At 71.4% G+C, this 24,966-nt stretch carries 23 protein-coding genes and 1 tRNA gene; 12 read left to right on the top strand and 12 right to left on the bottom strand.

The annotated features are described in order from the left end of the window. Positions 1 to 48: 48 nt before the first annotated feature. Together ACZ69Q_RS05295 and ACZ69Q_RS05290 are read left to right on the top strand one after the other, a co-directional pair. Entirely contained in the window at positions 49 to 3,225 is a 3,177-nt protein-coding gene (locus tag ACZ69Q_RS05295; RefSeq protein WP_471036619.1) for a putative bifunctional diguanylate cyclase/phosphodiesterase, read from the top strand. Between the two features lie 251 nt (positions 3,226 to 3,476). Beyond that, complete coding sequence (locus ACZ69Q_RS05290) at positions 3,477 to 4,022, top strand: hypothetical protein (RefSeq protein ID WP_471036615.1); 546 nt, start codon at positions 3,477 to 3,479, stop codon at positions 4,020 to 4,022. Positions 4,023 to 4,492: 470 nt separating this feature from the next. Here ACZ69Q_RS05290 and ACZ69Q_RS05285 read toward each other — a convergent pair whose 3' ends face one another. The 3 genes from ACZ69Q_RS05285 to ACZ69Q_RS05275 all read right to left on the bottom strand — a co-directional run bounded on the left by ACZ69Q_RS05285 (position 4,493) and on the right by ACZ69Q_RS05275 (position 6,009). After that, positions 4,493 to 5,158 carry an NUDIX domain-containing protein gene (locus ACZ69Q_RS05285; RefSeq protein WP_471036611.1) on the bottom strand — a complete coding sequence of 222 codons (666 nt, stop codon included), beginning with the start codon at positions 5,156 to 5,158 and terminating at the stop codon, positions 4,493 to 4,495. A gap of 218 nt (positions 5,159 to 5,376) precedes the next feature. Beyond that, complete coding sequence (locus ACZ69Q_RS05280) at positions 5,377 to 5,808, bottom strand: HIT family protein (RefSeq protein WP_471036608.1); 432 nt, start codon at positions 5,806 to 5,808, stop codon at positions 5,377 to 5,379. Between the two features lie 127 nt (positions 5,809 to 5,935). After that, positions 5,936 to 6,009, bottom strand: a tRNA-Pro gene (locus ACZ69Q_RS05275). Between the two features lie 116 nt (positions 6,010 to 6,125). On the opposite strand from ACZ69Q_RS05275, the gene ACZ69Q_RS05270 reads away from it, so the two are divergent. The 4 genes from ACZ69Q_RS05270 to ACZ69Q_RS05255 all read left to right on the top strand — a co-directional run bounded on the left by ACZ69Q_RS05270 (position 6,126) and on the right by ACZ69Q_RS05255 (position 10,456). Beyond that, positions 6,126 to 6,647: a DUF309 domain-containing protein gene (locus ACZ69Q_RS05270; RefSeq protein WP_471036604.1), complete on the top strand. Its 522-nt coding sequence runs from the start codon at positions 6,126 to 6,128 to the stop codon at positions 6,645 to 6,647. Positions 6,648 to 6,948: 301 nt separating this feature from the next. After that, positions 6,949 to 7,752 carry a precorrin-6A synthase (deacetylating) gene (gene cobF, locus ACZ69Q_RS05265; protein WP_471036601.1) on the top strand — a complete coding sequence of 268 codons (804 nt, stop codon included), beginning with the start codon at positions 6,949 to 6,951 and terminating at the stop codon, positions 7,750 to 7,752. Between the two features lie 110 nt (positions 7,753 to 7,862). Beyond that, positions 7,863 to 9,947 carry an MDR family MFS transporter gene (locus tag ACZ69Q_RS05260; protein ID WP_471036596.1) on the top strand — a complete coding sequence of 695 codons (2,085 nt, stop codon included), beginning with the start codon at positions 7,863 to 7,865 and terminating at the stop codon, positions 9,945 to 9,947. Between the two features lie 107 nt (positions 9,948 to 10,054). Next, positions 10,055 to 10,456, top strand: coding sequence for a hypothetical protein (locus tag ACZ69Q_RS05255; RefSeq protein ID WP_471036592.1), 402 nt, complete (start codon positions 10,055 to 10,057; stop codon positions 10,454 to 10,456). Here ACZ69Q_RS05255 and ACZ69Q_RS05250 read toward each other — a convergent pair. Continuing rightward, entirely contained in the window at positions 10,443 to 11,192 is a 750-nt protein-coding gene (locus ACZ69Q_RS05250) for a cobalt-precorrin-6A reductase (protein WP_471036588.1), read from the bottom strand. The two genes, ACZ69Q_RS05255 and ACZ69Q_RS05250, sit on opposite strands and share 14 nt — an antisense overlap. Before the next feature lie 288 nt (positions 11,193 to 11,480). On the opposite strand from ACZ69Q_RS05250, the gene ACZ69Q_RS05245 reads away from it, so the two are divergent. Then, positions 11,481 to 12,950 (top strand): alpha/beta hydrolase, encoded by a 1,470-nt coding sequence (locus tag ACZ69Q_RS05245; protein ID WP_471036584.1) that lies wholly within the window; start codon positions 11,481 to 11,483, stop codon positions 12,948 to 12,950. A gap of 33 nt (positions 12,951 to 12,983) precedes the next feature. After that, positions 12,984 to 13,790, top strand: a complete 807-nt coding sequence (locus ACZ69Q_RS05240; protein ID WP_471036580.1) for an HAD-IIA family hydrolase — start codon at positions 12,984 to 12,986, stop codon at positions 13,788 to 13,790. On the opposite strand, the gene ACZ69Q_RS05235 is transcribed toward ACZ69Q_RS05240, so the two are convergent. Next, complete coding sequence (locus tag ACZ69Q_RS05235) at positions 13,776 to 14,549, bottom strand: sulfite exporter TauE/SafE family protein (protein ID WP_471036576.1); 774 nt, start codon at positions 14,547 to 14,549, stop codon at positions 13,776 to 13,778. The two genes, ACZ69Q_RS05240 and ACZ69Q_RS05235, sit on opposite strands and share 15 nt — an antisense overlap. A 66-nt stretch (positions 14,550 to 14,615) precedes the next feature. Next, positions 14,616 to 15,803 carry a thiolase family protein gene (locus tag ACZ69Q_RS05230; protein ID WP_471036572.1) on the bottom strand — a complete coding sequence of 396 codons (1,188 nt, stop codon included), beginning with the start codon at positions 15,801 to 15,803 and terminating at the stop codon, positions 14,616 to 14,618. 173 nt (positions 15,804 to 15,976) lie between these two features. Here ACZ69Q_RS05230 and ACZ69Q_RS05225 point away from each other — a divergent pair, with 173 nt between their 5' ends. From ACZ69Q_RS05225 to ACZ69Q_RS05210, 4 genes are all read left to right on the top strand, one after another. Further along, positions 15,977 to 16,786 (top strand): alpha/beta hydrolase, encoded by an 810-nt coding sequence (locus ACZ69Q_RS05225; RefSeq protein ID WP_471036568.1) that lies wholly within the window; start codon positions 15,977 to 15,979, stop codon positions 16,784 to 16,786. Between the two features lie 139 nt (positions 16,787 to 16,925). Beyond that, positions 16,926 to 17,408: a Dps family protein gene (locus ACZ69Q_RS05220; protein WP_471036565.1), complete on the top strand. Its 483-nt coding sequence runs from the start codon at positions 16,926 to 16,928 to the stop codon at positions 17,406 to 17,408. Between the two features lie 46 nt (positions 17,409 to 17,454). Further along, positions 17,455 to 17,787: a DUF3140 domain-containing protein gene (locus ACZ69Q_RS05215; protein WP_471036562.1), complete on the top strand. Its 333-nt coding sequence runs from the start codon at positions 17,455 to 17,457 to the stop codon at positions 17,785 to 17,787. Positions 17,788 to 17,910: 123 nt separating this feature from the next. Next, on the top strand, positions 17,911 to 18,717 hold the full coding sequence (locus ACZ69Q_RS05210) for an SAM-dependent methyltransferase (RefSeq protein WP_471036560.1): 807 nt from the start codon (positions 17,911 to 17,913) through the stop codon (positions 18,715 to 18,717). 10 nt (positions 18,718 to 18,727) lie between these two features. Here the strand turns inward: ACZ69Q_RS05210 and ACZ69Q_RS05205 are convergent, their stop codons facing one another. Genes ACZ69Q_RS05205 through ACZ69Q_RS05180 form a run of 6 tightly spaced genes read right to left on the bottom strand, consistent with a single transcriptional unit; the run spans position 18,728 to position 24,934 of the window. Then, positions 18,728 to 19,420 (bottom strand): SDR family NAD(P)-dependent oxidoreductase, encoded by a 693-nt coding sequence (locus ACZ69Q_RS05205; RefSeq protein WP_471036559.1) that lies wholly within the window; start codon positions 19,418 to 19,420, stop codon positions 18,728 to 18,730. Beyond that, the gene (locus ACZ69Q_RS05200; protein ID WP_471036557.1) at positions 19,417 to 20,292 is read right to left on the bottom strand and encodes a cupin domain-containing protein; all 876 of its coding nucleotides are present in this window, start codon (positions 20,290 to 20,292) and stop codon (positions 19,417 to 19,419) included. The genes ACZ69Q_RS05205 and ACZ69Q_RS05200 overlap by 4 nt, the downstream gene beginning before the upstream one ends. Further along, positions 20,289 to 21,641: an amidohydrolase family protein gene (locus ACZ69Q_RS05195; protein ID WP_471036555.1), complete on the bottom strand. Its 1,353-nt coding sequence runs from the start codon at positions 21,639 to 21,641 to the stop codon at positions 20,289 to 20,291. The genes ACZ69Q_RS05200 and ACZ69Q_RS05195 overlap by 4 nt, the downstream gene beginning before the upstream one ends. A 22-nt stretch (positions 21,642 to 21,663) precedes the next feature. After that, complete coding sequence (locus ACZ69Q_RS05190; RefSeq protein ID WP_471036552.1) at positions 21,664 to 22,644, bottom strand: alpha-ketoacid dehydrogenase subunit beta; 981 nt, start codon at positions 22,642 to 22,644, stop codon at positions 21,664 to 21,666. Further along, positions 22,632 to 23,609 carry a thiamine pyrophosphate-dependent dehydrogenase E1 component subunit alpha gene (locus ACZ69Q_RS05185; protein ID WP_471040085.1) on the bottom strand — a complete coding sequence of 326 codons (978 nt, stop codon included), beginning with the start codon at positions 23,607 to 23,609 and terminating at the stop codon, positions 22,632 to 22,634. Before ACZ69Q_RS05185 ends, ACZ69Q_RS05190 begins: the two co-directional genes overlap by 13 nt. Continuing rightward, positions 23,609 to 24,934: a M24 family metallopeptidase gene (locus ACZ69Q_RS05180; protein ID WP_471036547.1), complete on the bottom strand. Its 1,326-nt coding sequence runs from the start codon at positions 24,932 to 24,934 to the stop codon at positions 23,609 to 23,611. Before ACZ69Q_RS05180 ends, ACZ69Q_RS05185 begins: the two co-directional genes overlap by 1 nt. Between the last annotated feature and the right edge of the window lie 32 nt (positions 24,935 to 24,966).

Raw genomic sequence — 24,966 nt, 5'->3', positions numbered from 1 at the left:
GAGTCGGGGTATTCCGCACAGCACGGTCTCCTCCGATCCGGGAGGCGTATGACCTTGCCGACGGCGCACCGGCTGATGGCCGCCCTCATCGCGCTGGTCGTGGCCATCACCGGCCTGTACATGGCCGTCCCGGACCTGCGCACGCCGCTGTGGGCCGTCATCGGGCTGGTGGGCGCCGTCGCCGTCCTCACCGGCGTGCACCTCCACCGGCCCGCACATCGCTGGCCGTGGTGGATGTTCGCCGCAGGGTTACTCGCCTTCGCCGCGGGCGACGCCTACTACAACGTGCAGGAGTCGTACTTCGCCGCGTCCAGTCCGTTCCCGTCCCCGGCGGACGCCTGCTATCTCGCGGTGTATCCGCTGCTCACCGCCGGCTTGTTCGGTCTGGTGCGGTATCGCCGGGTGGACCGCGATCTGCCGAGCCTGCTGGACGCACTGGTCATCACCGCGGGACTCGCCCTGCCGGTCTGGGTGTACCTGGTGCAGCCGCTGGCCCGCCTGGAGGGCCTCACCTGGCAGCAGCGTGCCATCAGCATCGCCTACCCGCTCGGGGACATCCTGGTGCTGGCGCTCCTGGTCCGCCTGCTCACTCCCAGCCCCGTGTCCGGCTCCAACCGCGCCGTGCAGCTCCTCGTCGTGGGCACCCTCACGGTGCTCTGCTCCGACATCGCCTACGGGATCATCCAGCTCAGCGGTGACTGGCAGGCCGGCACGCTGCTGGACTGCGGCTGGGTCGTCTTCTACACCGCCTGGGGGCTGGCCGCGCTGCACCCCTCGATGGCGGAGCTGACCGCCGCGGAGGCGGAGCCGCGGTCCCTGCTGCCGCCGTGGCGCCGGCTGCTGCTCCTCACGGTGGCCACGCTGATCCCGCCGGCGATCCTGGTGTACGAGGAGAGCATGGGCCATGTGCGCGACGCGGCGGTGCTGGGCGCGTTCTCCAGCGTGTTGTTCCTGCTGGTGATCCTGCGGCTCGCCGTGATGGTCGTGGCGCACCGCAAGGCCCTGGCGCGGGAGCAGGCCCTGCGCACCGCGGCGGCCTCGCTGGTCTCGGCACTCTGGCCGCAGGAGATCGCCCAGGCCTGCGACACGGCGGCGGCCACGCTGTTCGGCCCGAAATCCCGGCACAGGGCGATGCTCTTGTCGGCCCGGGACGCCCAGCACCTGTACCAGCGCCTCGCGCACTCCCCCGTCGGCTTCGGGGGCTCCGGGAGCTCCGGGAGCTCCGGGGGCTCCGGGAGCGAGCCCGCGCACCGGGGCTCGGACACGCCGGCCCTCCATCGCACCCTCAAGGTTCCCGTCGCCGCGTTGCAGCCGGCCATCGCCGACCGGCTCGCGGGTCTGAAGACCGCCCTGGTCTGCCCGATGGTCCAGCCCGACCGCCCGGCCGGCGGCGAGTTGCCCGGCGCGCTGCTGGTGGCCGGCCCCGAGCGGCAGTTGGCCGAGACACAGAACTCGCTGGAGATCCTGGCCTCGCAGGCGGGGCAGGCGACGGGGCGCATGGTGCTGCGGCGGGAGATCATCCGCAGCGAGAGCGAGGCGTACTTCCGCACGCTGGTGCACAACGCCACGGACGTCATCCTCATCGTCAACGACGACACCACCGTCCGTTACGCCACTCCGTCCGCGCAGGCCGTGTTCGGCAGCAGCGTCGAGCTGACCGGCAGGCCGCTGCCGGAGCTGCTGGATCCGCAGGACCGGGACCGGGTGGTCCGCACTCTGACGGCCCTGCGCAGCGGTGGGCGGCAGGAGGCCCACGACCACTGGTGGGTGGTGCGGGAGACGGACCGTATCGAGGTGGAGGTGCGCTGCCGCGACCTGCGGCAGGACCGGACGGTGGGCGGTCTGGTGGTGACGCTGCGGGACGTCACCGAGCAGCGTGAGCTGGAGCACGAGCTCACCCAGCGGGCTTTTCACGATTCGCTGACCGGTCTGCCGAACCGGACTCTGCTGCTTGAGCGGACGGAGCGGGCGCTGCTGCGCAGCCGCAGGGAATCGACGATCACCTGCCTGCTCTTCATCGACCTGGACGACTTCAAGGTCGTCAACGACACGCTGGGTCACACGGTCGGCGACCAACTGCTGTGTGCCGTGGGGGAGCGCCTGTCGCGGACGCTGCGCCGCAGCGACACGGCGGCCCGCCTCGGCGGCGACGAGTTCGCGGTGCTGATGGAGGACGCGAAGCAGCCCCTCGACGCCGAGCTCCTGGCGGCGCAGGTGATCCAGACGCTCAATCGGCCGTTCACGCTGACCGATGAGGCGGTGAGCGTCTCCGCCAGCGTGGGGGTGGCCACCGCCAGGGACAGCACCGACCCCGAGGAACTGCTGGCGCTCGCCGATCTGGCCCTGTACGCGGCGAAGGCTTCCGGAAAGTGCCAGTGGCGCCGCTTCCAGCCGCAGCAGCGGGCCCGCGTGGTGGCACGCCACGACCTCCAGGCGCGCCTCACCACCGCGCTCGCGCAGCAGGAGTTCACCCTGCGCTACCAGCCGGTCGTGGACATCCGCGGGGGCCGGATCGTGGGCTTCGAGGCGCTGGCCCGCTGGCTCCGCCTCGGCAGCGAGCCGGTCCCGCCGGGTCAGTTCATCCCGCTCGCCGAGGAGACGGGCCGTATCTCCGTCCTGGGCACCTGGGTGCTGCACCACGCCACGGCCGACATCGCCCGGCTCCAGCACAGCGCCCCTCGCATCACGGCGCCGTACCTCAGTGTCAACGTGTCCGCCCGGCAGTGGCGGGACAGAGGCTTTCTGGACGAGGTGTGCAGGGCCCTGGACACCTCGTCCATGGACCCGGGCACGCTCCAACTGGAGCTCACCGAAACGGTGCTCATGCAGCGGACCGAGCAGATCGACACGCTCATCCTGGCGCTGAAGGACCTCGGTGTGCGCATCGCGATCGACGACTTCGGCACCGGGTACTCCTCGCTGCGCTATCTCCGGGACTTCCCGATCGACGTGCTCAAGATCGACAAGACGTACATCGACGACATCCCGCAGGACCCCAGACAGGTCGCCCTCGTCGAGGGCATCGTCCATCTCGCCGACACGATGGGGATTCAGGTGATCGCCGAGGGCGTCGAGGAACAGCGGCAGCGGAACCTGCTGGCGGACATCGGCTGCGGGTACGGGCAGGGCTATCTGTTCGCCCGGCCGATGACGGTGGAGCAGGGAGAGGCAGTGCTCCGGCAGAACGGCGGCGTCCGGCCGGGTCGAAGGGCTGGACCGGGGTGAGCGGCACCATGCGCGCGAGGGACATCGAAGCCGACCCTCCCCCGGCCGGCGAGCTCCGCGGTCGGACGACCTCGACCAACTGCGGCGCACGAGCCCCATGATCGAAGCCGACCCTCCCCCGGCCGGCAAGCTCCGCGGTCGGACGACCTCGACCAACTGCGGCGCACGAGCCCCATGATCGACGCCGACCCTCCCCCGGCCGGCAAGCTCCGCGGTCGGACGACCTCGACCAACTGCGGCGCACGAGCCCCATGAGCGACGCCGTGCCGGACGAGGTGCGCGGCCGGCACATCCGCAGCGGCGACCGCTGGCTGATCGACTTCGCGTCCTGCAACTACCTGGGCTTCGACCAGGACCCCGAGATCATCCAGGCGATCGAACCGGCCGTACGGCGGTGGGGCACGCATGCGAGCCGGTCGCGGCTGCTGTGCAGCACTCGGCTCTACCCGGAGATCGAGGAGCGGCTCGCCGCTCTGCTCGGTGCGCCGGACACGCTGCTGCTGCCCACGGCCACCCTGATCCACGCGTCGGTGATCCCGCATCGGGGAGCGCACGGCGGCGGAGCCGTGTCCCTACGGTTCGCGCGGCGACTGCGTCGTCGGCACACGGGTGAGACGTACGACGCCATCGTGCTGGTCGGCGGTTTCTCCAAGGCGTACTCGTCGCTGCCGGCCTTCCTCGCCCTGCCGTCCCGGCTCAAGGACCGGCTGAAGACCGCCGCCGGTCCCTATCTCTACTCCATCTCTACTCCGGTCCCTCACCGACCGCGTCCCTGGCCACCGCGCTCGCCGGTCTGACGGTCAACGACCGCCGCGGGGACGCGATCCGTGCCGACCTGTACCGCGAGACCGCGCGCGTGCTCCGGCACGTCCACGGCCTCGCCCTGGACACGCCGGGCGTCCGCGGGTTCCCGATCGTGGAGATCCCGCTCGCCGACGCGTCCGACCTGGACGCGGTCGCCCGGTTCCTGTGGGACCGCGGCGTCTACGTGACCCTCGCGGCACACACCCCTCGTCCCGCGGGACCGGGTCGGCTTCCGGATCCAGGTCACGGCACTCAACTCCGACGCGGACATCGACCGGCTCAACGCCACGCTGAGCGAGCTCGACGAGCGACGCCTGCTGAGGCGGAGGAGGTGAGCGGGCCGGGCCCAACCCGTACCCGCTCATGCCGGCCGCCGGCGCCGGCCGTCGGGTCGACGCCGTGGAGGCGGTCGCGGCCAACGTCGCCTATCTCCCCCGGACTACGACGACTCCGGGACGGCCCCTCATGTCCGAGCGAACGGCCCTTCCAGCGCGGCCCATTGCAGCAGCATGATGGTCTTGGCGTCGGCGATCTCCCCGGTGCGGATCATCTCCAGGGCTCGCCGGAAGGGCAGTTCGAGGATCTCGATGTCCTCGCCCTCCTCGTCCAGGCCGCCGCCCTCGTGGGTGCGGGTCGAGGGGCCGTAGGCGGCGGCGTAGAAGCTGACGCGTTCGGTGACCGATCCCGGGCTCATGTAGATGTCGAAGACGTGCTGGACGTCGCCGATGGTGTGCCCGGTCTCCTCCACGACCTCGCGCCGCACGGCGATCTCCGGGTGCTCGTCATCGTCGTCGAGCAGCCCGCCCGGCGTCTCGATCAGCATGCCGTCGGGATGGCCGTTGACATAGACCGGGAAGCGGAACTGCCTGGTCAGCAGGACGGTTTCGCGTTCGGCGTCGTACAGCAGCATGGTCGCGCCGTTGCCGCGGTCGTGCGTCTCGCGCTGCTGGGTGCGCCAGGTGCCGTCGGCGTGCTGGAAGTCGAAGGTGGTGGCGCGCTCGACGTACCAGTGGCTGGACAGGAGCCGCACGTCCCGCACCTTGACGCGGGGATTGCCGGTCAGGTCCCGGCCCACCTGGTCGAGTCCGGTGCGGCCGCGCCGGTCGGGGGTGTCGATGCCGGCGGTCATCGGGCACCGGCCGGATGGATGAGCGAGTTGGTCATGGTCCGCTGTCTACCATCCGGGCGCGGTCGGCGTCGCGCGGTCCGGGTGACGGGCGGGGGACGTCCGGGCGTCATCACTCCCTGGCGGGGACGTCCGGGCGGGGACGTGCGGGCGTCATCACGCGCTCGCCCGGGCTGTGCGCGACCCTCGATCCCTCGCGACTGCCGCCCCCGGGAGGGCCGTCAGGACCCCGGCGGCACGGCGTGCTCGAACCCGAGCTCGCCCAGCGCGGCGCGGAGCCTGTCCGCCGCCTCGTCCAGGGCCGCCGTGTCCTCCACCGGCTTCGCGTGGTCGAAGTTCAGGTTGCCCATGCCCCACATCGGGGCCACATGAATGTGCAGGTGCGGCACCTCGAAGCCCGCGATGAGCAGTCCGGCGCGCGGCGCGTCCCACGCCCGCTGCACGCCCCGGCCGACCGCCTGCGCGACCTGCATGCAGTGGGCCAGCAGCTCGCCGTCGGCCTGCGTCCACTGGTCGACCTCACGCCGGGGCACGACGAGGGTGTGGCCGGGCGTGAGGGGCGCGTGGGACAGGAACGCCGTCGCGTGCGGGTCCTGCCAGACGAACTGGGCCGGCAGCTCGCCGTCCATGATCCGGGAGAAAACGGTGGTCACGGATGCCCCTTCGCTGCGGATGACCTGTCGGAGCCGAGCCTACGCAGCCGCGCGGGCACTCGATCGCGGTTTCGAGCACACGAAAAGGGCCTCCGCAGGCTGCTGCCCTCGAAGACCCTTCGCACCGTCGGGACGACAGGATTTGAACCTGCGACCCCTTGACCCCCAGTCAAGTGCGCTACCAAGCTGCGCCACGTCCCGGTGCCTCTCGCGCGGTGAACCGCGTGATCGCGCGAAGAGCACTTTACCTCACGTCGACGACCGCGCCGAAGCGGGCGTCCGTCCGCCCGGGGACGGGACGATGGACAATCGGGGGTATGGGGAGCACATCGTCAGGACGGCAGGCGGAGGCACGGGACCGGGACGGCGAGGGGCGGGCGCGCAACGCGCGGCCCCGGGACGGGCTCGGGCGGCCTCTGCCGTACGGCGCGGAGGGAGTCGCCCGCCAGCCGGAGGGCGTCCGACGTACTCCGCAGGCGTCGGTCGCGGAGGCGCAGGAGCTGCTGGACGCCGGGAAACCCTTCCATGCGCACGAGGTGTTCGAGGACGCGTGGAAGACGGGGCCGGATGAGGAGCGGGCGCTGTGGCGCGGGCTGGCGCAGCTCGCCGTCGGGCTCACGCACTCGGCGCGGGGGAACGTGACGGGTGGCGCGAGGCTGCTGCGGCGCGGGGCCCGGGCCGTGGAGGAGTGGGCGGCCGATGGCGGGGAGCCGCGCCCGTACGGGATGGATCTCGCGGGACTGGCGGCGTGGGCGCGGGAGCTGGCGGCGGTCGTGGAGGACGGCGGCGAGCCGGTGGACGCGCAGGGGCGGGCGCCTCGGCTGCGGGGACGGGCGTAGGCATGGCACGGTGGGCCGGTGGGCGCGCGGGAGCGGGCGCCTCGGCTGCGGGGACGGGCGGAGCCCGGCTCGGCGCATGGCGCGGCGGGCCGGTCGACGCGCGCGGGCGGCCACCCCAGGCCGGGCTGTTGCGCCGCGTGGTGCAGGGCGGTCCCGGCTGCGAGGACGGGCGTAGGCAGGCTCGGCGCATGGCGCGGCGGGGCCGGTTCCCGGCCGCGCGGCGGGGCCCGGGACCGGCACCCGGTGCCGCCTGCATGGACTCGGTGACCGCGCTGTCAGTGGCGTGCGGCAGACTCGGGGGGTGCGAAAGATTCATGTCATCGGGATCGGGGCCGGCGACCCCGAGCAGCTCACGCTCCAGGCGGTCAGGGCGATGCGCGGTACGGCCGTGTTCTTCATCCTCGACAAGGGCGAGGTGAAGTCGGACCTCACGAAGCTGCGCCGGGACATGCTGGACGCGCACATACCCGAGGGGACGTACCGGGTCGTCGAGGCCCGGGACCCGGAGCGGGACCGGTCGGCCGGGGGCTCGGCCTACTCCCCCGCCGTCGGGGACTGGCGCAGCGCCCGCGCCGGGATCTACGAGCGGCTGATCGCCGAGGAGCTGGGCGAGGACGAGACCGGCGCGTTCCTGGTGTGGGGTGATCCCGCGCTGTACGACAGCACGCTCGCGATCCTTCAGGAGGTGCTGGAAAAGGGCGCGGTGGACTTCGAGTACGACGTCGTGCCCGGCATCAGCAGCGTCTCCGCGCTCGTCGCCCGCCATCGCACGGGGCTGAACCGGGTCGCCCGGCCGGTGCAGATCACCACGGGGCGGCGGCTGGCCGAGGGCTTCCCGGAGGGTGTCGACGACGTGGTCGTGATGCTGGACGCCCAGCAGACCTTCCGGCAGTACGCCGACCAGGACATCGAGATCTACTGGGGCGCCTACATCGGCACTCCGGACGAGATCCTCGCCTCGGGTCCGATCGCCGAGGCCGCGCCCCGTATCGAGCGGCTGCGTGCACAGGCGCGAGAGCGCAAGGGCTGGATCATGGACACGTATCTGCTGCGCCGCCGGGACACGGAGGAGCGGAAGGACCAGAAGGACCAGAAGGGGCAGTAGGGACGCCTCTCCGGGAGCGGCGGCGGGCCACCCGGGGCCTGTGGTCTTTACGCCACCCGAGTGGACCGTTCCCGCATGCGGCCCCGGTTCGCCGCTGTGATCGTGGCCCCGTGACGCTCGCCGAGGAATCCGCCCCGCCCGCCGCCTCCCAGCCGCCCGTGCTGGACACGCGCCGCCGGAACGTCGTCTTCGTGACGATCATGCTGGGGATGCTGCTGGCGGCCCTCGACCAGACGATCGTGGGTACGGCACTGCCGACGATCGTGTCGGACCTGGGCGGCGCCGAGCACATGTCGTGGGTCGTGACGGCGTATCTGCTGGCGGAGACCGTGGCGACGGTCCTGGTCGGCAAGTTCGGCGACCAGTTCGGGCGGAAGCTGGTCTTCCAGGTCTCCGCGATCGTGTTCATCACGGGCTCGTTCCTGTGCGGTCTGGCTTCGAACATGACGATGCTGATCCTGTGGCGGGCGATGCAGGGCGTCGGGGCCGGCGGGCTGATGGTGACGGCGATGGCGCTGATCGCGGACGTCATCCCGCTGCGCGAGCGCGGCAAGTACCAGGGCGCGATCGGCGCGGTGTTCGGCGTGGCGACGGTGATCGGACCGCTGCTGGGCGGGCTGTTCACGGACCATCTCACCTGGCGCTGGGCGTTCTACGTCAACGTCCCGATCGCGATCGTCGTCGTCTTCGCGGCGGCCCGGACGATTCCGGTGGTCAAGTCGGCGTCCCGGCCGGTGATCGACTATCTGGGCATCGGGCTCGTCGCGGTCGGCGCCAGTGCGCTGATCCTGGCGACGAGCTGGGGCGGCAACGAGTACGCGTGGGGCTCCGGCGTCATCATCGGCCTGTTCGTCGGGGGCGCGGTCGCGCTCGGGCTGTTCTGCTGGGCGGAGACGCGGGCGGCCGAACCGATGCTGCCGATGCGGCTGTTCGCCGACCCGGTCTTCTCCGTCTGCTCCGTGCTCAGCTTCATCGTCGGCTTCGCGATGCTCGGCGCGCTGACGTATCTGCCGACGTATCTCCAGTACGTCGACGGCGACTCGGCCACGGTGTCGGGTGTGCGGACCCTGCCGATGGTGATCGGGCTGCTCATCGCCTCCGTCTTCAGCGGCAACGTGGTCAGCAAGACCGGGTCGTACCGGATCTTTCCCATCGTCGGCTCTGCGGTGATGGGCGTCGGGCTGTTCCTGATGTCCCGCATGGGGCCGTCGACCGGCGCCTGGCTGGAGTCGCTGTACATGTTCGTGCTCGGCACCGGCATCGGGCTGTGCATGCAGGTCCTGACGATCGCCGTGCAGAACACAGTGGACTACGCCGACCTCGGCACCGCGACCTCCGGCGTCACCTTCTTCCGTACGCTGGGCAGTTCGTTCGGCACGGCCGTCTTCGGCACGATCTACACCAACACGCTCACGCCCAACCTCGCCGACGGGGTCGAGGCCGCCGCGAGAGCGGGCTCCGGGCTCGATCCGGCGGCCATCACCCGGGCCGCGACCAGCCCCGAAGGGTTGGACGGGCTGCCGTCGGCGGTCGCCGCTCCGATCGTCGACGCGTACGCCGACACGCTCCAGACCGTGTTCCTGTGGACGGTGCCGGTCGCGGCCCTCGGTTTCGTCGTCGCGCTCTTCCTCAAACAGGTCCCCCTGCGCGACAGCGCGCGCATGGCGTCCACCGACCTGGGCGACGGGTTCGCGTCCCCCCACGACCCCAACGCCCAGCGGGTGCTGGAAGCGGCCGTCGGGAAGATCATCGGAGGCGCGGGCCCCGATGCCGCACGCCGGGTCATCAGTGCCTCCGACACCCGCCTCGACGTGGCCGGCGCCTGGGCGGTGATGCAGGTCGAGATCCTGAACATCCTGGTCGGCCACGCCGGCCTCGGCCTGATCGCGGCCCGCCGCCACGTCCCTCCGGAGGTACTGCTCCCGGTCTTCGACCGGATGGTCGACGAGGGCTATCTCACCCGTGACGGCTCCTTGCTCTCCCACACCCCGGCCGGCGCCCGCGAGGCCAGCGCCATCGGCACGGCCTGGGCGTCCTGGCTGGAAGAACAGGTCCATAGAGACATCGGCCGCCCACCCGGCACGGACCTGCGCGCCGCCGTCCACACCATCGCCAAGCGCCTCCTGGTCGAGGACCTCACGGAAGGCCTGACGGGGCGGGTGCGGGAGCGGGCGCTGAGCGAGTCCCGAAACTGAGAAATCCGGGTGCGGCCCGTGCCGGGACGCCGTGATACTCGCGGGATGTCTGCCGCGCCGGCGCGTTCCGCGATCCCCTCACCAAGCTGTTCGAATTCACCGACACGATGCTGGTGCGCTGCCCGCGCTGCGACGGACTCGCGCACTACGACCGCCGCCTTGCGGCCGGCCCCGACGAGCGGGGCAGGCCGTATCCACAACGGCGTCTGATCTGCCCGTCCTGCGGTCTGGCGCGGGACGGGCAGTGCGGCGGCGAGCGGAGTGTCCACCCGGCTCTCTGGCTGCGGACCGACACCAGGCATGGCGTCGTGTGGGCCTACAACCTCGAACAACTCGACCTGCTCAGGCAGTTCGTGGCCGCACCGCTACGGGAGCGGCCGCCCTGGTACGAGCACGGTCGCAAGCTGACCTATCTCGCGCGGCTGCCGGCCTGGATCAAACGCGCCAGGAACCGCGACGAGGTGCTGCGGGCCATCGACCGCATCCGCGCCTCGGTCACCGCCCGCTGAGGCCGAGCCGCTCCAGCACCCCCGCCACGTCCGGCACCGTGCCGACGCCCTCCGGCAGCGGGGGGCGGCGTACGACCACGACCGGCAGGGCGAGGCTGCGGGCGGCGGTGAGTTTGGCGGAGGTCGCGTCTCCGCCGCTGTCCTTGGTCACCAGGACGTCGATGCGGTGCTCGCGCAGCAAGGCCGATTCTTCGGCCGGGGTGAAGGGGCCGCGGGCCAGGAGCACCTCGGTGTGCGGGGGCATGGGGGGCTCGGGCGGTTCGACGGAGCGGGCCACGAAGTGCAGGTCCGTCAGGTGGGCGAAGGCCGCGAGGCCCAGGCGGCCGGTGGTGAGGAACACGCGGTGTCCGAGGCTCGGCAGCAGGGCGGCGGCCTCTTCGAGGGAGGCCACGTCGTGCCAGTGGTCGCCCGGGCCGGGGTGCCAACCGGGGCGGCGCAGGACCACCGTCGGGACGGCCGCCGACCTCGCGGCTCGGACGGCGTTCGCCGTGATCGACTGGGCGAAGGGGTGCGTGGCGTCGACGAGGAAGTCGACGCTCTCGGCGCGCAGCCACTCTGCCAGGCCGTCCGCACCGCCGAAGCCCCCGATCCGCACGTCCCCTTCGACAGCGCCCGGCCGTGATACCCGCCCCGCGAGCGAGGTGGTGACGCTGACACCGGGCCGCACCGCGAGCGCGGCGGCGAGTGCGCGGGCCTCGGTGGTGCCGCCGAGGATCAGGATGTGGCGGGGAGACATGGTGCGAGCCTACGAGGTGAGGTGGGGCACGCGGGAGTCGGGCGTCGGGGTCGGGAGGTGGAGGTCAGGTGCCCGCCGGCCGGCGTACACACCCATGCCCGCTCGGGCGTCCGCCGTGCCCGGATTCGTCCATTCCGATGTCCACGGGGGCTCGTGACCGCGCCCGTTCCTGTTCGACCCTGCGAACACTATGAACATAACGGCCAGATCGTGGTCCCCCGGCCCGCCGCTCCCTAGCATCGCGGCGCACGGCTCGCCGACGCGCCGACGAGGACGAGGAGCAGCGTCTTGGACTGGACGAGAACGAACTCAGTGATCCGCAGGTCTGTCCCATCGCCCGCAGGGCGGCGCACGACGCTGGCCGCGGTGCTGGCCGGTGCCCTCGCCGTCGGCATCCTCGTCGGCGCCTCCAACGCCCGGGGCGAGACGGCAGAGGGACCGGCCCTCGCCGAGTGCCCCGCCGATCTCGTCGGCAAGGCCGACTGCTACACGGGCCGGGACACGAGGGGCGCCTACTACGCCATCGCCATACCCGACGACTGGAACAAGTCCCTCGTCGTGCACGCCCACGGCGGCCCCGACCTCGGCGCGGAGTCCGACCCCACGCGCAGCATCGACGACCTGGGCCGCTGGTCGGTGATGGTGAAGGAGGGCTACGCCTGGGTGGGGTCGTCCTACCGCCGGGGCGGCTACGGCACGCGGATGGCCGCCGCCGACACGGAGAGCGCGCGCCGACTGTTCGTCGAGGAGTTCGGCAAGCCACGACGGACGTATGTGCACGGCCAGTCGTGGGGCGGGAACGTCGCCGCGAAGGTCGTGGAGACGTACGGCGGGCAGAAGGGGGCCTACGACGGGGCGCTGCTCACCAACGGCGTCCTGGGCGGCGGCTCGCGCGGCTACGACTACCGCGTCGACCTGCGTGTCGTCTACCAGTACTACTGCGGCAACCACCCCCGCCCGACCGAGCCGCAGTACCCGCTGTGGCAGGGCCTGCGCGCTGGCTCGACCATGACGTCCGCCGGGCTGCGCGCCCGCCTCCAGGAGTGCACCGGGTTCGCGTCGCCGGCGGCGGAGCGGACCGCCCTCCAGCAGCGCAACCTCGACGACATCCTCGGGGTCACGCACATCCCCGAGCGCACGCTGGAGTCGCATCTGCGGTTCGCGACCTTCACGTTCCGGGACATCGTGCACGAGCGTCTCGGGGACCGGAATCCCTTCGGCAACGAGGGCGTCCGCTACTCCGGGTCCCATGACGACGCGGCGCTCAACGCCGGTGTCGAACGCTTCGCCCCCGACCCCACCGCCGTACGGGACCTGTCCTACGACAGCGATCTCACCGGCAAGGTCTCGATCCCGGTGCTGACGTTGCACGCGATCGACGACCCGACGGCGTTCGTGGAGCACGAGGCGGCCTACCGGGCCACGCTCCAGGGCGCCGGGCGCGACGGGCACCTGGTGCAGACGTTCACGCGGGAGCACGAGCACAGTGAACTGAGCGACGCGGAGTACGCCACGTCCATCGCGGCCCTGGACACGTGGGTGCGCAAGGGGAGGAAGCCCACGCAGAAGTCGGTCGCGGCGGCGTGCGGCGCCTTCGACGAGCGGTATGGCACGGGCTGCCTGTACGACCCCGACTTCCGCCCGGCGCCGTACGCCTCGCGTGTCGAGCCGCGGCCGGGCGGGCTGCGGTGGCCGGCCATGACGGCCGGTCAGGAGCGGGCCTGGAGCAGGATCGAGGGTGTCGGGATCGCTCCCTGAGCGAGGCAGGCCGGGCCGGTCTATCGTCCAGGCATGGCATCCGTACGCGCCGTCCTCATCGACATCGACGGAGTCCTCACCGTCTCCTGGCAGCCGCTGCCGGGGGCGGTCGAGGCGTTGCGGGAGCTGCGTGAGTGCGGGCTCGGTGTCGCGCTGGTGACGAACACGACCTCGCGGACGCGGGCGTCGATCGCGCGCACGCTGGCGGACGCCGGGTTCCCGGTGTCCGCCGAGGACATTCTGACCGCGCCCGCCGTCACCGCCGCCCATCTCGCCGAGCACTGGCCGGGGGCGCGGTGTGCGCTGCTGAACAGCGGGGACATCGCGGAGGACCTGACGGGGATCACGGTCGTCGGGGCTGACGAGGCCGATGGGCCCGACGTCGTGGTCGTCGGCGGTGCCGGGCCCGAATTCGGCTATGCGGCGCTCGACCGGGTCTTCGGGTACCTCCAACGCGGGGCACACCTGGTGGCCATGCACCGGAATCTGTACTGGCGTACGGACCAGGGGCTGCGGCTGGACACCGGCGCGTTCCTGGCCGGGCTGGAGAAGGCCGCGCGGGTCGAGGCGGAGATCACCGGGAAGCCGTCGGCCGCGTTCTTCGAGGCGGCTCTCGCCCATGTCGGAGTCGGTGCCGACGAGGCGGTCATGGTCGGGGACGACATCGAGTCCGATGTGCTGGCTGCGCAGCGGGCCGGTGTCACGGGGGTGCTGGTGCGGACCGGGAAGTATCTGCCGCGGACGCATCGGGACGCGAGCGGTACGCCGGACCATGTGATCGAATCGTTCGCCGGCCTGCCCGCCCTGCTGAGGGAGGTGCGGGGATCAGCGCAGCAGTAGCTGCAGGCCGCCGACGACCGTCGCCGCGATCACGAGCTGCTCGAACAGCCGCTGGTTGATGCGGTCCACGGCCCATTTGCCGAGCACCGCGCCGGGCACGACGAAGATCACCAGCGCGGCGTCGAGCAGCAGGGAGGACCCGTCGATCAGACCGAGCCCGGCGCTGAAGGGCACCTTGGAGACGTTGACGATCAGGAAGAAGAAGGCGGACGTCCCCAGGAAGCCGAGCTTTCGGAAGCCGGCCGACAACAGGTACATCGACATCACCGGGCCGCCGGCGTTGGCGACCATCGTGGTGAAGCCGCCGAGCACCCCGTACGAACGGGCCTTGACCCGGCCGGCCCGGGTGGTGACCGAATCCGGCTCGGCCTCCTTGTCGGTCGTACGGCGGCGCCATACCGTCACGCCCGCCATCAGCAGCAGGATCGCGCCGATCGACGTGCGGACGATCTCGTCGTCTGCCCACACCAGGAACAGCGTGCCGAGGACCACGCCGGCGGCGACCGCGGGGAACAGCCGCCACAGGGTGGGCCAGTGGGCGTGCCGCCGGTAGGTGAGCACGGCGAGCACGTCGCCGACGATCAGGATCGGCAACAGGATGCCGGTGGAGGCGCGGGCGGGCAGTACGGCGGCGAAGACCGCGAGGCTGACCGTGTTGGCCCCGCTCACGGCTGTCTTCGAGAAGCCGACGAGCAGGGCCGCGAAGGCGAGCGCGGCGAACTCCCAGCCTGTTATGTGCCAAAGCGTCATCGTGTCCATGCGGAGACCGATGGTATGTGCAGACAACAGGTACTGGTAAGGAGCGTCTCGCCAGTCGGGAGATTGCTAGTGCCTCTCCACCAGCACCGCACTGCCCTGCCCCACACCTACACACATCGTCGCCAGACCCCGCTCCGCCCCCGTCCGCTTCATCCGGTGCAGCAGCGTCGTGAGGATCCGTGCGCCCGAGCAGCCCAGCGGATGGCCCAGGGCGATGGCGCCGCCACTGGGGTTGACCAGCTCGGGGTCGATCCCCAGCTCGTCCACGCAGGCGAGTGCCTGGGCGGCGAACGCCTCGTTGAACTCGGCCTCCTGGATGTCGGCGATCGTCCAGTCGGCGCGGGCCAGGACCTTGCGCGTGGCAGGGACCGGGCCGATGCCCATGACGTCGGGGTGGACGCCCGCGGAGGCGCCGGCGACATAGCGGCCGAGGGACTCAAGGCCCAGTTCGTTCAGGGCCTCCTCGCTGACCAGGAGCAGTCCGGCGGCACCGTCGTTCATCGGTGAGGCGTTGCCCGCGGTGACGGTGCCGCCCTCGCGGAAGACCGGCTTCAGCCGGGACAGCTTCTCGTACGAGGTGTCCTCGCGGATGCATTCGTCGCTGTCGACGAGGACGCCGTCGGGGCGGGTCACCGGCAGGAGTTCGTCGTCGAAGTGGCCGTTCTTGCGGGCGTCGGCGGCGCGTTGGTGGCTGCGCAGCGCGAACTCGTCCTGCCGCTCGCGCGAGACACCGTGGCGCCCGGCGACCTCCTCCGCCGTCTCTCCCATGGACAGCAGGCCGTGAAGTTCCTTCATCGCCGGGTTGACCAGGCGCCAGCCGAGCCGGGTGTCGTAGGTCTCGATGCGGTGCGGCAGTGCCTCGTCGGGGCGGGGCAGCACGAAGGGGGCGCGGCTCATGGACTCGGAGCCGCCCGCGAGCACGATGTCGGCCTCGCCGGCGGCGATGGTGCGGGCGGCGGTGGTGACCGCCTCCAGGCCGGACGCGCAGAGGCGGTTGACCGTGGCACCGGGGACGGACTCCGGGAGGCCGGCGAGCAGCGCCGCCATGCGGGCGACGTTGCGGTTGTCCTCGCCGGCCTGGTTGGCGGCTCCCCAGTAGACGTCCTCGATGCGCGCCGGATCGAGTGCGGGGACGTCGGCGACGAGGCCCTTGATCACGGCGGCGGCGAGGTCGTCGGGCCGGACGGAGGACAGCGCTCCGCGCAGTTTGCCGATGGGGGTGCGGCGGGCGGCCGCGAAGTGGACGGGACGCACGACAGGACTCCTGACCGGGCAGTATGGACGGCACCCTGTTAATTAGCACCGCTAGTTTTTGACTATAGACCGACCCGGCGCACCCTGGGAAGATCCCCCCGGGGACCTTCACCGACGCCGCCGAACACAGACGATCACGCAGCCGATCACCGCCGATCGCAGCCGGAGGAGCCATGGCCGACATCCGCGAGCATGCCCTGGACGGACGCCGGGGATCGATCGTCGTGAGCGAATGGCCGAATCCTCGGCCCGGTTTCCTCGCGCTCCTGGCCCACGGCTACGCTGAGCACGTGGGCCGATACGCCGAGGTGGCTCAGGTGCTGGTCGGGCGGGGCGCGGCCGTGTTCGGGCCGGATCACGTCGGGCACGGGCGGTCGGCGGGCGAGCGCGTGGTGATCGAGGACTTCGAGGACGTGGTCGCCGATCTGCACGCCGTCGCCGGTCTGGCCCGGGCCGCGCATCCGGACGTACCGCTCGTCCTGGTCGGGCACTCGATGGGCGGACTGGTCGCGGCACGGTACGCACAGTTGCACGGCGACGAGCCGGCCGCCCTGGTGCTGTCCGCGCCGGTGATCGGCGACTGGGAGCTGCCGCGGCGGCTGCTCGCCCACGAGGAGATCCCCGGCACGCCCATCAGCCCGGCCGCCCTGTCCCGCGATCCCGAGGTGGCCGCGGCGTACGCGGGTGACCCGCTGGTCTGGCACGGGCCGATGAAGCGGCCGACGGTGGAGGCGTTCGCCCGGATGCTGGACACCGTGTCCAAGAGCGGTGCCGTCGGACGCCTGCCGCTGCTGTGGCTGCACGGCGACGACGACCGCCTCGTCCCGCTCGCCGGCAGCCGTGTCGGGATCGAGGAGCTGCGCGGGAGCGACGTGACCGAGCGCGTCTACGCCGGAGCCCGGCACGAGGTGTTTCACGAGACGAACAAGGAGGAGGTCTTCGCGCACCTGATCCGCTTCCTGGACGGCGTGCTCGCACACTGAGACACGTCGCGTTTGCACCTTGCGGGCCTGGGCACCCGCGCCGGCATGGAGTGGTTGCGGTGGCTGAAGTGGTCGGACACCGCACCGGCACCGCATCGCTCCGTTCCGGCCTGGACCAAGCCAGAGGGAGGAACACGGAATGAACGGGGTCAACAGCACGCTTCCCGAGCCGGCCCGCGAGGTCGCCGGGAACGCACTTCAGAGCACGCTCGTCGATCTTCTGGGAATCTCACTGATCGGGAAGCAGGCGCACTGGAACATCGTGGGCCCGCGATTCCGGTCGATCCATCTCCAGCTCGACGAGGTGGTCTCCACCGCACGCTCGTACGCCGACACCGTCGCGGAGCGTTCCTCGGCGCTCGGCCTGCCGCCCGACGGCCGGCCTGAGACGATCGCCGCGGCCTACACGCTGCCCGGCCCGAAGGAGGGCTGGATCCGCGACACGGAGGCCGTCCAACTGGTCGTGGACACCTTGGGCGCGGCCATCGAGCGGCTGCGCGAGCGCATCGCCGCCACCGCGGAGCCGGACCCGGTGACCCAGGACCTGCTGATCGGCATCACGGGCGAGCTGGAGAAGCAGCGGTGGATGTTCGACGCCGAGAACTGGCCGCGCGGCGAGTGACACGGCCTGCCGTATCGGACGACCACCCGGAGACAGGGGGCACACCGTGACCGACGCTCTCGAACTCGACGCGCTGTGGGAGGAGTTCCACCGCGTGGTGAACATGACCTCGCAGGAGCTGGCCGGCTGGCTGCGGGTCAGGGACGCCGAGGAGGAGAGCGAGCCGCTGCCGGACCAGGCCGGCCCGCCGACCGGGCAGCACGTCCTCGCGATCCTCCAGAAGCGGCGCATGGACCTCACGGAAGACGACGTCGACGTGATGTTCGAGGTCGTGGACACCGTGACCGAGGAAGCGGACCTGGAGAACGAACCCGAAGCCGAACAGACGCGTCGGCGGCATCGGCTCATGACGATCGGCCACGATCCGCTCAAGCCATGACCCACGACAGGCAGTTGGTGCCGGCCTCGCTCGGCAGGGAGGTGGCCGAAGACAGCCTCCGCCGGGCCTCATGATCGTGACAGACTGCTCGGACACGTTGTCGTCGAGCGCAGGGAGGCTCGTGTGACCGGGTCCGAGCCGGCCATATCGAGGATCGACACGAGCAGGCCGCATCCGGCCCGGGTCTACGACTGGTTCCTCGGCGGCAAGGACAACTACCCCGTCGACGAGGAACTCGGCCGGCGGATCACCGCGATGCAGGGTGACGCTCCACGGCACGCGCGCGCCAACCGCCGGTTCATGGAGCGGGCCACGCGGGCGATCGTCCAGGAGACGGGGATCGGCCAGTTCCTGGACATCGGGTCCGGCATCCCGACCGAGCCCAACCTGCACCAGATCGCCCAGTCCGTCGTCCCGGACGCCCGGGTGGTGTACGTTGACAACGACCCGATCGTCCTCGCGCACGCGGACGCCCTGCTGCGCGGCACCCCTGAGGGTGTGACCGAGTATGTGCAGGCCGACGCGCGGGAACCGGAGCGGATCCTCGAAGCGGTGGGCGCCGTGCTCGATCTGGACCGGCCCGTCGCCCTGTCGCTGATCGCGCTGCTGCACTTCATCGCGGACGACGACGGCGCCCATGAGCTCGTGAACACGCTGGTCGGCGCGCTGGCGCCGGGCAGTTGTCTGGTGCTGTCGGCGATGACGGCGGACTTCGAACCGGAGAACGTCCAGCGGGGTATCGCGGCCTACAAGGCGAGCGGGGTGACCCTCGTGGCCCGCTCGCACGCCGAAGTGGGCCGCCTCTTCAAGGGACTCGCGCTGCTGGAGCCGGGCATCGTCTCCCTGTCGGACTGGCGGCCCGGCGAGGGGGAGGACGGGGAGCGCGGCGAGCCCGTTTCCCTGTACGGAGCGGTCGGCCTCAAGCGCTGACCGCACCCCGTCAGCCCAGCAACCACCCGCCGTCCACGGCGAGTTCGACCGCGTTCACCGATCGGTTGCGCAGCAGGAAGTCCACCGCGTCCACGACGTCCGCCATCGTGGCGAGCCGTCCGCCGGGCGTCCTGGCGCGCAGCCCCGCCAGTACCTCCTCGGGTTTGCCCGCCCAGTAAGGGCTGTCGGCCACGACCCCGGGATGCACGGCGTTGACCCGCACGGGCGCCAGCTCGATGGCGAGGGTGTTCACCAGGCCGTGCACGCCCGCGTTGACCGTCGCCACGGTCGTCGCCCCCGGGTACGGTCGCTCCTTGGCCTGGCCGCCGAACAGCACGATGGCGCTGTCGTCGTGCAGCCGTGGGCCGAGGGCGTGCACGACCTCCGTGTAGCCGACGAGTTTGAGGGTGACGAGACGCAGGGCGGCCTCGATGTCGTAGTCGGCGACCCGGTTCTCGTCCCGTGAGACGCCCGCGATCACCAGATGGTCCACACGGCCGACCCCGGCGAGCGCGGCGGCGATCTCCGTCGGCCGGGAGAGATCGAGCGCGAGGCCCTGGCCGGCCCCGATCTCCTTGGCGACGGTGTCCGCGCGATGGGCGTCCCGGCCGGTGACGACCACCTCGTCACCCCGCCGCGCGCGCAGGCGGGCGAACTCCCGGCCGATCCCGGACGTGCCGCCCACCACAAGGACACTGTTCATCGACCCAGGGCCTCCCTCAGATACTCCCAGTCCCGAGTGAACCGGTACGAGTGCCGCGGCGGCGGCTGCGGCGCCTGTGTCTCCAGCCAGCGCACCGGCCCCTCCCCCGCGTTGGAGAACCCGTGCACACAGCCGGCGCCCGCCCACGCGACGTCCCCCGGCCCGAGCCGGTACCGCTCGCCGTCGAAGGTCGCGTCGACCAGGCCCTCGACGATCAGGTACGTCTCCTCGAAGGGGTGGTCGTGGCTGCCCGCGACGCCGTCGGGGGCGTACTGCACCATGAACATGGTCGAGGCGACCGCGCCGAGGTCGCTGTCGACCATCATCTTCACGGTGATGCCGCTGTACACGAGCAGCGCGGTCCGCATGCTCGCCGACACCGCGAGCAGGTCCTGCGACTGCTTGCCGGGGTCCATCTGCGCCGGTTCGAAGTGGCCGAAGGACCTGGTGCGCGGGTCGCGTACGTCGATGCGGACGGGGTCGCGTTCCGGCAGCGCGGGGAGGGCCTGGGTGTCGTGGCCGTAGCGGGCCCGCGGCACCGGCGCGAGCATGTCGGCCCAGCGTCCACCCGTGTCCCCGGTACCGCGCCAGGCGTGCGGGACGCCGACCGGGAGGAGACCGTAGTCGCCCTCCTCGAGGAGGTACGAGCCCTCGGGCACGTCGAGGACCACGGCCCCGTCGAGGACGTGGAAGCTCTCCTCGTACGAATGCACATGTGCGTCGACCCGTCCGTCGGGCCGTATCTCGCACAGGCCGAAGCCGGTGTGCACGCTGCCGTCCGACTCCCCCACCAACTCACGGCGCCGGTAGCGGAGTTCGTCGTACGGCGGCTCCGGCAGGTCGGCGGCGAGGCGAACCAGGTGTCGGGTCATGCGGCGCCCTTCGCCTCCTTCGCGGCCAGGAGCCGGTCGCGGGACTCCTGGACCAGCCGCCGGGCGCGGTCGACGTCGGCGACGAGCCTGCCGTCGCGCTTGCGGATCACGCCGTCGACGATGACCGTGTCGACGTTGGAGACGTCCGCCGACAGGGTCACCGCGGCGGCCGCGTCGTGCACGGGGGCGACGTTCAGCGCGGTGGCGTCGATGGCGACGACGTCGGCGCGCTTGCCGGGGGTGAGCGAGCCGGTGCGGTCCTCGACGCCGGCGACGTGGGCGCCGTTGCGCGTGGCGAACTCCAGCATCTGACGTGCCGTCAACATGCTTTCCGGTACCGGCATGTTGGCCTTCCAGCAGTCTGCGTTCACGCGGGCTCGCTCGGCGCCGAAGGCGGCACGCATCTGGGTGAACATGTCGCCGGGCACGGTGGTGACGACGTCGATGCTCAGGGACGGCCGCAGTCCGTACTCGACGGCCTTCATCACAGGCGGCCAGCCGTGCCCCATCTGCACCTCCACCTGCGGCGCGATCGAGACCGTGCCGCCGCTGTCGGCGACCATCTGCCACTCCTCGTCGCTGAGGTAGCAGCAGTGGATGTAGGTGGTGTCGGCGCCGAGGAGCCCGAGGTCGTTCAGTTGCTTGACCATGCCGAAGCGGCCGGCGAGGCGGCCCATGGCCACGTGCACTGTGATCGGGATGTCCAGTTCGCGGGCGAGCGCCCACTCGGCGGTGACGACGTCGTTGAGGCAGAAACCGGGGCCACGGGTGGCCAGCGCCATGGTGAGCAGGCCGTCGTCGGAGGCGAAGTACTCTCCCCGGATCCGCCGGACGTCGTCGCCCGGAATCGCGATCTTGCTCTCGAACCAGTAGTCGGCGAGGGAGGTGTTGGCGCTGCCGTACGCGTACTGGGCGCGGATGCCGCTCTCCGCGAGGCCCCGGATCGCCGCGTCCGGATGCTCGGGGGAGTTGTTGATGTGGGACCAGTCGACGAGCGTGGTGATGCCGGCGTTCAGGCACTCCAGCGCGCCCGCGAGGTTGGCCGCGTACACGTCCTCGGGCGTGTACAGCGGGGCGAAGGTGTCGAGGATGTCGACGAAGTAGTCGTCCAGGGTGGCGTCGGGGGCGACATTGCGGATGGACGCCTCCCAGGTGTGGCGGTGGGTGTCCACGAAGCCGGGGATCACGATGCGGCCGGTCATGTCGAGCACTTCGGCGTCGGCGCTGATCTGCGGCTGCACCGCCGCGATCCTGCCGTCCTCGATGAGGACGTCCCCCTGGGGCAGGTCCCCGATGCCGGGATCCATCGACAGCACGTGACCGCCGCTCAGGACTGTCCGATTGGTCATCGCCCTTCCTCCCATGGGGTGTTCAGTAGGCGGCGAGGCCGCGTACGGCCGCCACGACCTTGTCGACGGTGGGGATCACCCGCTCCTCCAGCGCGTCGGCGAACGGCAGCGGGACGCACTCCCCCGCCACCCGCCTGACCGGCGCGTCCAGCAGAGCGAACCCCTCGTCTGCGACGACGGAGACGAGCGTCGCGCCCCAGCCGCCCTGGTACGGGTTCTCCTCGACGGTGACGAGCCGCGAGGTCCGCCCGAGCGAGGTCAGTACGGTGGTGACGTCCAGCGGCACCAGGCAGCGCAGGTCGACCACCTCGGCCTCGATGCCCTCGCCGGACAGCAGTTCGGCGGCCTTCATGGCGATCGGCACCATCGAGGCGAGCGCGACGAGGGTGACGTCGGCGCCCTCGCGGACGACGGCTGCGCGGCCCAGCTCGACGACGTGGTCCGCAGGCGGAGGAGCGCCCTTGGACGCGAGGAGCCCCTTGTGCTCGAAGAAGACGACCGGGTCGTCGCTGCGGATGGCCGCCGCCATCATGCCGATCACGTCGGCGGGGGTGGCCGGTGCGGCGATCTTCAGGCCGGGCACGGTCAGCGCCCAGTTCTCGGTGGCCTGGGAGTGTTGGGCGCCGAAGCCGAGCCCGCCGCCATTGGCGGTGCGCACCACGAGCGGGACGGTGACCTGACCGCCCGTCATGTACCGGACCTTGGGGATCTCGTTGGCGAGGTAGTCCCAGCAGCAGGCCAGGAAGTCGGAGAACATGATCTCGGCGACGGGCCGCATCCCGGTCATCGCGGCGCCCATGGCGGCTCCCACGATGGCCTGTTCGGAGATCGGTGTGTCCCACACCCGCTCGGGCCCGAACTCCTTGAACAGCCCGGCGGTCGTCTTGAACACCCCGCCCGCCTCGCCGATGTCCTCGCCCAGGCAGACGACGGACGGATCGCGTCGCATCTCCCGCGCGATGCCCTCGGCGACCGCCTCCCGATAGCTGATCACGTCCGCCACGCCGCACCTCCGTCGGCCCATACGTCGGTCAGCGCCTGGTCCGGATCGGGCGGCGGGGCGGCCTTCGCGGCCTCGACGGCCTGCTGTACGAGGGTCGTCGCGCGCTCGTCCGCCTCGCCGACGACGGCCTCGTGCACCCCCATCTCGATCAGCCGCCCCCGCGCCAGGTCGAGCGGGTCGTGCTTCAGCCAGCGTTCGACCTCCTCGGCCGGACGGTAGGTGGCCGGGTCGGCGCGGCTGTGCCCGAAGTGCCGGTAGGTCTGCGCCTCCAGCAGTGCGGGCCCGTCTCCTGCCCGGGCCCGCGCCGCGAGGCGGGTCACCGCCTCCTGGACGGCGACGACGTCGTTGCCGTCCACGACCTCGCCGGGGATGCCGTAGGCGGGCGCCCGGTCAGCGGCGGGCCGGGCCACCGCCGTGACGTCGGCGATCGGCGTGTACTCCATGTACAGGTTGTTCTCGCACACGAACAGCGCCGGCAGCTTCCATACGGCGGCCAGGTTGAGCGCCTCGTGGAAGGCGCCGATGTTGGTGGCGCCGTCGCCGAAGAAGGCGACGGCGATCTGGTCGGTGCCGCGCAGCCTGGCCGACCATGCGGCGCCGGCGGCCATCGGGAGGTGGGCGCCGACGATGGCGTAGGAGCCGAGCATGCCGGTGGACGCCTTGGTCAGGTGCATGGAGCCGCCCTTGGCTGCGCACAACCCCGTTGCCCGGCTCATGAGTTCGGCAAGGCACTCCTCGGGGGTGGCGCCGCGTGCCATGGCGTGATGGTGGCCGCGGTAGGTGGCGAAGACGTAGTCGTCGGGACGCAGGGCTGCGCTCGCGCCGACGGCGATGGCCTCGTGTCCGGCGGCGAGATGGGTGGTGCCCTTCACCAGGCCCTGGAGGAACAGGTCGTGGGCGGCCTTCTCCGTACGGCGGATGACGGTCATCTGCTCGTAGGCGGCGAGGAGTTCGGCCGGGTCCATCATGGCGTCCCGGTGTTCAGGTGGGACTGCGCCTCGCGGCGGGTGTTCAGCTCGCCGCCCACCGTCCAGTACTTGCGGCCCGCGACAAGGAGTTCCTCCGCCGGGAACTTGGTGATGACCTCGCAGCCGTCGGCGGTGACGACCACTTCCTCCTCGATGCGGGCGGCGGACCAGCCGTCGGAGGCGGGCCAGTAGGTCTCCAGGGCGAACACCATGCCCTCTTCGAGGACCTCGGGGTGGTCGAGGGAGACCAGCCGGCTGAAGATCGGCTTCTCCCAGATCGACAGGCCGACGCCATGGCCGTACTGCAACGCGAACGCGGCGGTCTCGTCGGCGAAGCCGAACTCCTCGGCGCGCGGCCAGACTTGGACGATGTCAGCGGTCGTCGCCCCGGGGCGGACGAGGGCGATGGCCCGGTCCATGTACTCGCGGCAGCGGACGTACGCGTCACGCTGGGCGCCGGAGGCACTGCCGACCGCGAAGGTGCGGTAGTAGCAGGTGCGGTAGCCGAGGTGGCTGTGCAGGATGTCGAAGAAGGCGGGGTCGCCGGGGCGGATCAGGCGGTCGCTGTAGACGTGCGGGTGCGGTGAACAGCGCTCTCCGGAGATCGCGTTGACGCCCTCGACGTACTCGCTGCCGAGGTCGTAGAGGACCTTGCTGACCACACCGACGCACTCGTTCTCGCGCACTCCGGGGCGCAGATAGCCGTACAGCTCCTCGTACGCGGCGTCCACCATCGCGCAGGCCTGGGTGAGCAGGGAGATCTCGTCCGGGGTCTTGATGCGGCGGGCCTCCAGGAAGACCTGCTGGCCGTCGACGACGTCGATGCCTTCGGCGCGCAGGGCGGTGAGGACGGGCATCTCGGCGACGTCGATGCCGAGCGGCTCACCGGCCAGGCCGTGCTCACGCAGCTCGGCGGCGATCTTCGCGGCGACGTCCTCGGCGATCCCCGCGTCCGGGTGGAAGGCGCCGCGCAGGGTGGAGATGCCGGCGCGGGCGCCGGTGGGCGGGCCGCCCTTGCCGTCGCTGTAGTCGAGCCACGGGTTGTAGAGCTGGTGGTGGCGGGCGGCGGAGCCGAAGTCCCAGACGACGGGTTCGCCGCCGCGGACCAGCAGGGCGAAGCGGATCAGCTTGTCCATCGCCCAGGTGCCGATGTGCGTGGCGGTCATGTAGCGGATGTTGGCGAAGTCGAAGCTGAGCACCGCGCCGAGCTCGGAGCGGTTCAGGGTCTCGTTGAGGCGGGCCAGCCGCTGCTTGCGCAGCCGGTCCAGGTCGACGCGCTCTTCCCAGTCGACGGCGTTGGGTCCGAACGTGCGGATCGCCATGGCGACCACCCCCACTTCGGAGTGAACGACTG

The organism is Streptomyces sp. NPDC036764 (assembly GCF_055609385.1).
The sequence above is the reverse complement of the archived record's forward strand: the minus strand, read 5'-3'. Positions and strand labels throughout refer to the sequence as shown.

Coding starts and splice junctions, on each gene's coding strand:
- ACZ69Q_RS05290 (WP_471036615.1), top strand. CDS start 3,477: ATGAGCGACGCCGTGCCGGACGAGGTGCGCGGCCGGCACATCCGCAGC.
- ACZ69Q_RS05250 (WP_471036588.1), bottom strand. CDS start 11,192: ATGTCTCCCCGCCACATCCTGATCCTCGGCGGCACCACCGAGGCCCGC.
- ACZ69Q_RS05270 (WP_471036604.1), top strand. CDS start 6,126: ATGGGGAGCACATCGTCAGGACGGCAGGCGGAGGCACGGGACCGGGAC.
- ACZ69Q_RS05240 (WP_471036580.1), top strand. CDS start 12,984: ATGGCATCCGTACGCGCCGTCCTCATCGACATCGACGGAGTCCTCACC.
- ACZ69Q_RS05235 (WP_471036576.1), bottom strand. CDS start 14,549: ATGGACACGATGACGCTTTGGCACATAACAGGCTGGGAGTTCGCCGCG.
- ACZ69Q_RS05295 (WP_471036619.1), top strand. CDS start 49: ATGACCTTGCCGACGGCGCACCGGCTGATGGCCGCCCTCATCGCGCTG.
- ACZ69Q_RS05255 (WP_471036592.1), top strand. CDS start 10,055: ATGCTGGTGCGCTGCCCGCGCTGCGACGGACTCGCGCACTACGACCGC.
- ACZ69Q_RS05285 (WP_471036611.1), bottom strand. CDS start 5,158: ATGACCGCCGGCATCGACACCCCCGACCGGCGCGGCCGCACCGGACTC.
- ACZ69Q_RS05220 (WP_471036565.1), top strand. CDS start 16,926: ATGAACGGGGTCAACAGCACGCTTCCCGAGCCGGCCCGCGAGGTCGCC.
- ACZ69Q_RS05225 (WP_471036568.1), top strand. CDS start 15,977: ATGGCCGACATCCGCGAGCATGCCCTGGACGGACGCCGGGGATCGATC.
- ACZ69Q_RS05180 (WP_471036547.1), bottom strand. CDS start 24,934: ATGGCGATCCGCACGTTCGGACCCAACGCCGTCGACTGGGAAGAGCGC.
- ACZ69Q_RS05195 (WP_471036555.1), bottom strand. CDS start 21,641: ATGACCAATCGGACAGTCCTGAGCGGCGGTCACGTGCTGTCGATGGAT.
- ACZ69Q_RS05185 (WP_471040085.1), bottom strand. CDS start 23,609: ATGGACCCGGCCGAACTCCTCGCCGCCTACGAGCAGATGACCGTCATC.
- ACZ69Q_RS05205 (WP_471036559.1), bottom strand. CDS start 19,420: ATGAACAGTGTCCTTGTGGTGGGCGGCACGTCCGGGATCGGCCGGGAG.
- ACZ69Q_RS05200 (WP_471036557.1), bottom strand. CDS start 20,292: ATGACCCGACACCTGGTTCGCCTCGCCGCCGACCTGCCGGAGCCGCCG.